We start from the raw sequence: 9,091 nt of genomic DNA, 5'->3' as shown, positions 1-9,091 counted from the left end.
CGCCTGACGCTGGTCGGCCGCGCGCATCTGATGCCGGCTGCCGAGGAGACTGACGCGAAGGAACGATATGCTCGTCGCTACCCCAAATCGAAGCTCTATCTCGATTTGCCCGATGCCTGCCTCTATCGCGTCGAGGTCGAGGCCCTGCAGATCAATGGCGGCCCGGCCCAGAACGCCAATGAAGTGACGGCAGCCGCCCTGAAGACGGAGCTTTCCGGGGCGGAAGCATTGATGTCGCGCGCCGCAGACGAGATCGATCGCCTGAACAGCTCGGCGGCCGACCTCGCTGCTCTCGTTGCGCTTGCGGGAAACGGCCCCGGCCAGTGGCGCGTCAGCGGCCTCGATCCGGACGGGATCGAACTGTCGACCAGCAGGGAGACCGTCCGGCATTGGTTTGTCCGCCGCGTCACAAGTCTCGACGAGCTGGCCGAGCAGTTGCCGCGCTGAACCCGATTCCGCGCTGTCGCAGAGGGTCAGGCGCGCAAGCGGCAGGACCGCCTCGTCTGCCGGCGCAGGCCCGAGGCGGCTCGCTCTTTGCGCCGTGTGATCGGCTCATCGTCACGCCGCCGAGGGTGGCGTGACGCCTGCGCTCAGCGGAAGGGCGGGCTGTATTGCAGGCCGCCCTTGGTCCAGAGCGCATTGGGCCCGCGCTGCAGCTTCATCGGCGAGTTCAGGCCGAGATGGCGCTCGAAACTCTCGCCGTAATTGCCGACGGCCGAGACGACGCGCACCACCCAGTCGTTGCTGACGCCGAGCGCCTCGCCATATTTGCCGTCGCGGCCGAGGAAGCGCCGGATCTCGGGATTGGTCGCGTTCGCGGCAAGCTCCCTGGCATTGGCCTTGGTGACGCCGAGCTCTTCGGCGTTGATCAGGGCAAACAGCGTCCAGCGCACCAGGTTGAACCAGACATCGTCGCCGCTGCGCACCCAGGGACCGAGCGGCTCCTTCGAGATGATCTCCGGCAGCACCGCATGCTCGTCGGGATTGCGGAACTTGAGGAGATTGGCCGAAAGCGCCGAGACATCGGTGGTGTAGGCGTCGCAGCGTCCGGATTCATAGGCCTTCAGCGCCTCTTCGGGGGTGCCGAAGGCGGCGACCTCGTATTTCATCCCGGTGCGCCGGAAGAAGTCGGCGAGGTTGAGCTCGCTGGTCGTGCCCTGCGCCACGCAGATCGAGGCGCCGTCGAGCTTGGTCGCGCTGGTCACGCCCAGGCTCTTGTGGACCAGGAAGCCCTGGCCGTCATAATAATTCACAGCCGTGAAGGTGACGCCCTGGCCGGAATTGCGCGCGAGCGTCCAGGTCGTGGTGCGCGGCAGGACGTCGATCTCGCCGGCCTGGAGCGCGATCAGGCGGTCCTTCGAACTCAACGGCACGAAGCCGGCCTTCTCGGAATCGTCGAAGACCGCCACGGCGAGCGCGCGACAGATGTCGATATCGAAACCCTGCCAGCGCCCGGCTGCATCCTGCGTCGAGAAGCCGGGAACGCCGTTGCTCGTGCCGCAGATGATCCTGCCGCGATCGCGAATGGTCTTGAGCGTGTCCGCCGCCTGGGCGGAGGCCGCAGTACAGGTCGMGACGACCGCGRCGGCCGCAAGCCGGATGAATGGGCGTGTCATTGAAGCTTCCCTCTCTGTTTGTTCTTGCCGTTCTTTGTGCTGGCTGGTTCTGGGCAAAGTTCTCCCTGCGCGGCGGAAGCCTGCTCCCGCCGCGTTGGTCTTCGGTCCGGATCTTTTGTCTCAGGCGACCCTGGCGGCCGGCCCGCGTTCGAGCGCGACGAGCAGCGCGTCGAGGTCGTTCCAGAGGTCGTCGGGATCCTCGATGCCGATGCTGATGCGCAGCACCGTGCCCTCCGCCGTCCAGGGGCTGACGGTGCGGTCACCCTTGACCGCCATCGGCGCGATCAGGCTGCGCGTGCCGCCCCAGGAGGCGCCGATCGCGAAAATCTTGAGCGCGGTCAGCGCCGCTTCGAGATCCGCCTCGGCAACGGGTTTGAGGACGACGCTGAAGACGCCCGATGAACGGCCCATGTCACGCTTCCAGAAGGCATGGCCGGGGCAGGAGGGCAGGGCTGGGTGCAGCACCGTCTCGACAGCCGGCGAATGCGTCAGCCGCCGGGCGAAATCCTCCGAGATCTTGCCCATATGGGCGAGCCGCAGGCCCATGGTCTCGATGCCGCGCAGCGCGAGCTGGCATTCATCCGGCGAGACGCCGACGCCGAAGGCGCGCAGCGTCTCCTTCATCTTCTCGCGCAGCGCCATGTCGGAGACGGTGACGGAGCCGAGCAGCAGGTCGGAATGGCCGCCGACATATTTGGTCAGCGCCTCGCAGGCGAAATCGGCGCCATGGGCCAGAGGCTTGAAGAGCAGTGGCGTCGCCCAGGTGTTGTCGCAGCCGACGAGCACGCCCTTGGCCTTGGCCGCCTTGACGATGGCCGGAACATCCTGGACCTCCATCGTGCCGGAGCCGGGCGACTCGACCCAGACCAGCTTGGTGGCGCCCTCGATCAGCTCGGCGATGCCGGCGCCGATCATCGGGTCGTAGACGCCGTAATCGATGCCGCGCGGCTTCAGGTATTCCTCGCAGAAGCTGCGCACCGGCGGGTAGACATGGTCGGGGATCAGCACCTTGTCGCCGGGCATGAGGACCGAGAGCATGACGATGGTGACCGCAGCCTGGCCCGAAGGCACCAGCACGGTGCGCACCCCGCCATGCAGCGCGGTGAGCTGCGCTTCCAGCGTGCGCGTCGTCGGCGTGCCGTGCAGCCCGTAGGTATAGCCGTCGAAGCCGCGATATTTGCGGGCCGCGAAGCTCGCGGCATCCTTGTATACGATGGTCGAGGCGCGATGCGTTGGCACGGCGAGGCTGGCATAGCCCTCCTCGTTGACGGCCGGGTGGTGAACGCAGCGGGTGAGGTCGTGCATGGCTTGATCCCTTTCGAGGGACAAGCTGTAGGCGGCTGGCAAAGCGAGACAATCAGGCTGCGGGCATGAGACGATGCCTGGCCCTTATGGCTTACGCGGCATCCGCGAGCGCGCGCCTGGCGACCTCGCTCATCCAGCCGACGCAGACCGGCAGGATCGCGTCGTTGAAATCGTAGCGGGCATTGTGGAGCTCGCCCTCCGGACCGGCCGGGCCGTTGCCGATCCAGACATAGGCGCCCGGCCGCTCCTTGATCAGGAAGGAGAAATCGTCGCCGGTGGTGCTCGGCCGCACGTCGCGCCGGACCGGCGCCCCGATCGCCTGTCCCGCCTGCACCGAGAGCGCGGCTTCCGCCGGAGTGTTGATGATCGGCCTGCCGGTCGACAGGATCTCGACATCGGCCTGCATGCCATAGGCCTCGCAGATGCCGGCGATGATGCTCTCCATCCGCTTGATCACCGCCTCGCGCACCTCGGGCCGGTAGGTCCGCAAGGTGCCGAGCAGCGTCACGCTTTCCGGGATCTGGTTGCTGACGACGCCGCCGCTGATCTGGCCGATCGAGAGCACGACCGCGTCGACTGGATCGACATTGCGCGCCACGATGGTCTGGAGCGCGACGATCAGGTGTCCGGCGGCAACGATCGGGTCGCGGGTCTGGTGCGGGATCGCGGCATGGCCGGCAAGCCCGTGCAGGGTGACGCTCCAGCGCCCGCCCGCCGCCATKACCGGCCCGTCATGCACCGCGATGGYGCCGGCCTCGAGCCCCGGCCAGTTATGGAAGGAGAAGACGCGCTCCATCGGAAAGCGCTCGAACAGCCCGTCCTGGATCATCGCCTTGGCGCCGACGCCGTTTTCCTCGGCCGGCTGGAAGATGAACTGGACCTGCCCCTTCCAGCTCTCGTCGGCGGCGAGCATAGCGGCCGTGYCGAGCAAAGCGACCGTATGTCCGTCATGGCCGCAGGCATGCATCGCTCCCTGCGTCTGCGAGGCGTAGGGCGCCGTGCTCAGCTCCTGGATCGGCAGCGCATCCATATCGGCGCGTAAGCCGACGGTCCGGTTCGAGCCCGACCGGGACAACGTCGCGACGACACCGGTGCCGCCGACGCCCGCGACGAAGGGAATGCCCAGTTCGGTGAGTTTCTCCTGCACGAAGCGGGAGGTGGCATGCTCGTGCTCGGACAGTTCGGGCTGCGCATGCAGCTGGCGGCGCCATTGCGTGAGCTGGTCGAGAAAGGCCTGGTCCATGATCGGTCTCGGATGATGCGGGTTGCGGCGATGCCCGGGCAGAAAGCGGCGCCCKGGCAGGATTCAGCGCCCGGGCAGGATTCAATGCTCGGGCAGGATTCTTGGCCTGGACGGAACTCAGCGCTGGGCCGAGAGCGCGAGACGCGCCTCGAATTTGCGGATGAGGAAGGAGAGCGTGACGGCGATAGCGAGAAAGAGCGCGCCGACGACCGCCATCGGTTCGCCATAGCGGAAGGTGTCGGAGGCGATGTCGAGGGCCGAACCGAAGGATTCCGGCACGGCGATGACCGCGAGATAGGGCGTCGATTTGAAGATCGAGATGAAGTAATTGCCCATCGGCGCGGCGATGTTGCGCAGCATCTGGGGCGCGATCACCAGCAGCACGGTCTTCAACCGGTTGAGCCCGAGCGCCTTGGCGGCCTCGAACTGCCCCTTGGGAATCCCGTCGATCCCGGCCTTGAACACCTCGGCGAGATAGCCGCAGTAATACAGGCTGAGCGCGGCGACGYCGACGACGAGGGCGGGCAGCTTGATGCCGTAGACCGGCAGCACATAGTAGAGAAAGTAGAGCTGCACCAGCACCGGCGTGGAGCGGATGAAGTCGATGACGAAGCGCATCGCGTAGCGCATGGGCTTGCTGGAGCGCCTGGTGATTTCCAACCCGAAGCCGAGCAGGGCGGCAAATACGCAGCTGAGCAGCGTGACAGCGAGCGTCGTGGTCAGCGCACGCGCGATCGGCGGCACGATCGAGAGGGCGAAGGCGGGATCAAACGTCATGGGCGAATTTCCGCCCGGCGCCGACCTTGCGCTCGAGCCAGCGCCCGACGATCGTCGCGGGATAGCAGAGCACGAAATAGGCGACGAGAAGGCCGGTATAGACCTTCACCGGGTCGTAATGGAGCTGCGAGATTTCCTTGGCCCGGAAGGTCATGTCGCTGAGCGTGATCAGCGAGACCAGCGCCGTGCTCTTCACCAGCTGGATGAACTGGTTGACGAAGGTCGGCATCATCGCCAGCAGCGCCTGCGGCAGCTCGATCAAGAGCAGGATCTGCCAGCGCCGGAAGCCGAGCGAGCGTCCGGCCTCGGCCTGGCCGCGGTCGAGCGACTGCAGGGCGGCGCGCACCGCCTGGCTGCCATAGCCGCCGATATTGAGGCCGAGCACCAGCCCCCCGACCGCGAGGCCGGAAAGCCGGATGCCGAAGCCCGGCAGCGTGTAGTAGAACGCGTAGAGCAGAATGATCACCGGCGACGAGCGCCAGAACTCGATCACCGCGGTGACGGCGGCATGGGGCCAGCCGCGCGTGCTGAACTGCAGCACGCCGGCGATGAAGGCGAAGGGCACGGCATAGGCCATGCCGAGCAGCGTCACCGAGGCGGTGACGCCAAAGCCCTGATAGATCCCGGCAAGGACGTCGGCGAAGCTCATGATCGGCCTGGCGTTTTTGGGCCGGTGCTCACGGCTTTGCCGCGCAGAGATCGGCGGTCGAGGCCTCCGGCGGCATCTCGGCATCGGTGAAGCCGTATTTCGCCATGATCGTCTTCATGGTGCCGTCGGTCTTCAGCGTCGCGAGCCTGGCGTTGTAGAGCGCCTGCAGTTCCTTGTCCTTCGGCGCGAAGACGACGGCGGTCGCCATCATGTATTCCTGCCCGCCCGGCTTGACATAACCCTTGAAGGGCAGGGCGCGCTCGATCGCGTTCATGCCGCCGGCTTCCATCAGCCCGGCGACGCTCGGCGCCGACAGTGTCGCGGCATCGACGCGCCCGGCCAGCATGGCGCTGACCACGGCCTCGTTGTTCGGAAAGAGCAGCAGCCGGTCTTCGGGGACGCCGGCGGCCAACGCGTTCTTCGCATTCTCCGTGCCGCGCCCGCCGCCGAGCTTGACGTTCGGATTCTTCACGATGTCCTCGTAGCTGTGCAGCTTGAGCGGGTTGCCCTTGAGCACGAGCAGGCCGTCGCCGGCCGAGAGGTCGGGCTCGCTGAACAGCACCTGCTGGCAGCGCGCCGGGGTGATCGCGACGCCCGACGCGATGATGTCGAAGCGGCTGGCTAGCAGGCCGGGGATCAGCGCGCCGAAATCGGCAACGGTGAACTCGATCGCCTTGACGCCGAGCGGGGCAAGCGCGGCGCGCACGAGGTCGGGGTGATAGCCGACGACATTGCCGTCCTTGTCGCGATAGCCCCAGGGCGAACGGTTATGGATGCCGATGGTGATGGTCTTGCCMGAGAGAGTCTTGAGATCCGGCTGCTGGGCCTGCGCGGTCCAGCCGCTCAACGCAGCCAGTCCGAGGGCGGCGACACCGAGCGCCAGGCGCCGGGAAGGAAAGCTCATCGGTAAATCCCCTGTCATTGGCTGAGGCTGCGCCACGCTCTACGGCCGTTTGCAGCGCGGCCCCGGTCATCCCTGCAGGCCGAGCCTGCTGCGAGGCACGATAGCGGCGGGTCGGTTCGCGACAATCAGGCTGGGGAAATAGCTTGATGCCTAAATCTTATACCTGCTGGTCCCTTCCAGCCGGGACGCATCCGCGAGCGCTCCGGGGTTCCGCGTGGCTGCCCGCACGGGCGAGGGGCGGGGCGAAGGCGGAATCTGGCGGAAAGCGGCGTTCTCGATCGCGTTCGAGGTCTCGGGAGAGCGGATTTTGAAACATGCCGGCCGCTCATTCCATCGGAGACTGCCATGTTTCAACGCTCACTCCTTCAACGCTCACTCCTGGCGGCCGGGTCATGGCTGCTGACCACGGTCCTTGCGCATTCCGCTGACGCCATTGGGTTTCAGCAGACGACGCTCGACCCGAAGGGGAAGCGGCCGCTTCAGGTCAGCATCTGGTATCCGACGAAACAGGAGGGCAAGACCGAGATCGTCGGAGACAATCCCGCCTTCCATGGGGTTCCCGTCATTCGCGGTGCCGCGCCGCTCTCGGGTGAACTGCCGCTTGTCGTCCTGTCGCATGGCTATGGCGGGAGCTGGCGCAATCTCTCCTGGCTTGCTGCGGAGCTGGCCGCACGCGGCAGCATCGTCGCGGCTCCGGACCATCCGGGCACGACGACATTCGACATGCCACCCGCGCAGGCGGCGATGCTGCGGGAGCGCCCGCGTGATCTGAGCCGGGTCATCGACGCCGTGGAACGCGATCCGACGCTCGCGGGCAAGGTCGATATCAGCCGGGTCTCCGCGATCGGCCATTCCCTGGGAGGCTGGACGGTTGCGGAACTGGCCGGGGCACGCTTCGACACGAAACGGTTCGAGACCGATTGCAAGGCCAATACCAGCCCGCGTGCCTGTGTCCTCAGGGGTGAGCTCGGCCTGGACAAGCGCGAACTCGAAGGCAACCTGGCCGACCCGCGCCTCAAGGCGTTCGTGTCCCTCGACCTCGGCCTTGCAAGAGGCTTTACGCCCGAAAGCCTGGCGAGCCTCGACATGCCGGCGCTTGTGATCGGCGCAGGGATCGATATCGACGGGTTACCCGCGAAGTTTGAATCCGGCTATCTCGCGGAGCATCTGCCGAAGCCGTCCGCGACCTCGGTCACCATTCCCGACGCGACGCATTTCGCTTTTGTCGGGCTCTGCAAGCCGGATGCCGTCGCCCTCATCGAAAAGGTCGAGCCCGGCAGCGGCATCATCTGCAGGGATGATGGAGCGCGTGGCCGCGACGAGATCCACCGTGAGATCGCCTTTCTCGTGATCGGCTTTCTCGCCAGGTCCATTCCGGTCAGGCCGTAGAACGGCTGGTCTCCCCGGCAGGCGCACCGCCCGCGCGGCGATACTCGCTCGGCGTCGTGCCGGTCACGCGCGCGAATTCCCGATTGAAATTCGATTTCGTCTGGAAACCGCACTCGAACATCACCCCCGTGACCGGCAGGTCGGTTTCTCCGAGCAAGCGCATGGCTTCGCGAACCCGATATTCATTGACGAGTTGCGGCAAATTGCGGCCAAGCGTGCGGTTGATCGCGTTCGACACGGATCTTGAAGGCAGCCCGAGGCGGCGCGCAAGGCGGTTCAGGGTCAGGTCCGGATCGCGATAGATCGTCTTCTGGCGCATCGCGGTCTCGACCATCGCCATGATCCCGACGTCCTCCTCCGTCGCGGAGGCCGACGCCGCCTCGTTCGGCCGATGCTCGGGCTCCTCGGTGCGGGCCRGGTCGGATCGATCGAGGGGCTCGTCGTCCGGGACGCTGCGGCCGATCACCGCGATTGCATAGGCGATGACGGGAAGGAGGAGGAGGTTGCCGACTGCCACGATCACGGCCGCGTGGCTGCCCTGATGGGACCCGAAATCCGCGGCGATCAGAAGATCGATGATCCCTGAGCAGATCAGCAGCAGGCCTATGACGGAAACCGCCCTGCGCGCGCCCTGGGCATCGGAGAGACGCACGCTCTCGAACTGATCGGGCCCGGCATGGCCGTGGCGAACCAGGGCCGCGCCATAGCCGAAAAAGAGCAGGGCGAGAATGAGGTCGATCGGCGCCTGCCAGCGCTGCCACAGGCAGGACAGGATGAGGATCGCGACCGGGGCCAGAACATGCAGCCAGGATCGCAGTGCGGGAGGCTGCCGCAGCCTTGCAAAGCAGAGCCAGGCGATGGGCGGCAGCAATGCCGCCATGACGGGCTGCAGGAACCGGACCCAGGGGGCATCGATCGTCCAGCGCAAGCCGACCGTGACCACCAGYAGAATGCAGGTGCCGATGAAGAGAGTGACCGGTTTGAGGAGGGGCCTGTCCTGAAGGAAGACCCGGATAAGCAGGATCGTCAGCAACAGCGCCACCACGAAGGGCAATGGTATCGCAGGCATCCGGTGATCTCTCATCCCTATCGGGTTCAGGCAGGCGATTGACCGGCTTGATGCCGCAATCCCGGCCTCATGTCTCCCAGGCTCAGGTCACGTCGTTCAGAGCATGCTCGATGCGACCTGGAGCATCGGACCGAAAAGT

Annotated in this window: 8 protein-coding genes and 1 pseudogene; 2 read left to right on the top strand and 7 right to left on the bottom strand. The window is 66.2% G+C overall.

The window, feature by feature from the left end; all coding sequences use genetic code 11:
* Positions 1-447: pseudogene (locus AC1DJT_RS30400) on the top strand (HugZ family pyridoxamine 5'-phosphate oxidase); the annotation flags it as partial.
* A gap of 143 nt (positions 448-590) precedes the next feature.
* Here the strand turns inward: AC1DJT_RS30400 and AC1DJT_RS30395 are convergent.
* The 6 genes from AC1DJT_RS30395 to ehuB form a co-directional block, all read right to left on the bottom strand.
* Entirely contained in the window at positions 591-1,616 is a 1,026-nt protein-coding gene (locus AC1DJT_RS30395; RefSeq protein ID WP_476835506.1) for an amino acid ABC transporter substrate-binding protein, read from the bottom strand.
* A gap of 120 nt (positions 1,617-1,736) precedes the next feature.
* Complete coding sequence (metC, locus tag AC1DJT_RS30390) at positions 1,737-2,921, bottom strand: cystathionine beta-lyase (RefSeq protein ID WP_476769929.1); 1,185 nt, start codon at positions 2,919-2,921, stop codon at positions 1,737-1,739.
* A gap of 91 nt (positions 2,922-3,012) precedes the next feature.
* Positions 3,013-4,164, bottom strand: a complete 1,152-nt coding sequence (locus AC1DJT_RS30385; protein WP_476835505.1) for an amidohydrolase — start codon at positions 4,162-4,164, stop codon at positions 3,013-3,015.
* A gap of 117 nt (positions 4,165-4,281) precedes the next feature.
* Positions 4,282-4,941, bottom strand: a complete 660-nt coding sequence (gene ehuD, locus AC1DJT_RS30380; protein WP_476835504.1) for an ectoine/hydroxyectoine ABC transporter permease subunit EhuD — start codon at positions 4,939-4,941, stop codon at positions 4,282-4,284.
* On the bottom strand, positions 4,931-5,590 hold the full coding sequence (locus AC1DJT_RS30375) for an amino acid ABC transporter permease (protein ID WP_441492957.1): 660 nt from the start codon (positions 5,588-5,590) through the stop codon (positions 4,931-4,933). Before AC1DJT_RS30375 ends, ehuD begins: the two co-directional genes overlap by 11 nt.
* 28 nt (positions 5,591-5,618) lie before the next feature.
* On the bottom strand, positions 5,619-6,494 hold the full coding sequence (ehuB, locus tag AC1DJT_RS30370; protein WP_476769932.1) for an ectoine/hydroxyectoine ABC transporter substrate-binding protein EhuB: 876 nt from the start codon (positions 6,492-6,494) through the stop codon (positions 5,619-5,621).
* A gap of 345 nt (positions 6,495-6,839) precedes the next feature.
* On the opposite strand from ehuB, the gene AC1DJT_RS30365 reads away from it, so the two are divergent.
* Entirely contained in the window at positions 6,840-7,883 is a 1,044-nt protein-coding gene (locus AC1DJT_RS30365) for an alpha/beta hydrolase family protein (protein ID WP_476769933.1), read from the top strand.
* Here the strand turns inward: AC1DJT_RS30365 and AC1DJT_RS30360 are convergent.
* The gene (locus tag AC1DJT_RS30360) at positions 7,873-8,952 is read right to left on the bottom strand and encodes a helix-turn-helix domain-containing protein (RefSeq protein ID WP_476835503.1); all 1,080 of its coding nucleotides are present in this window, start codon (positions 8,950-8,952) and stop codon (positions 7,873-7,875) included. The genes AC1DJT_RS30365 and AC1DJT_RS30360 overlap by 11 nt on opposite strands.
* Positions 8,953-9,091: the final 139 nt, after the last annotated feature.

Source organism: Allobosea sp. 05T422_2, from assembly GCF_056396265.1.
Note: the sequence above shows the minus strand (reverse complement) of the source record. Positions and strands in the feature narration are given on the sequence as shown.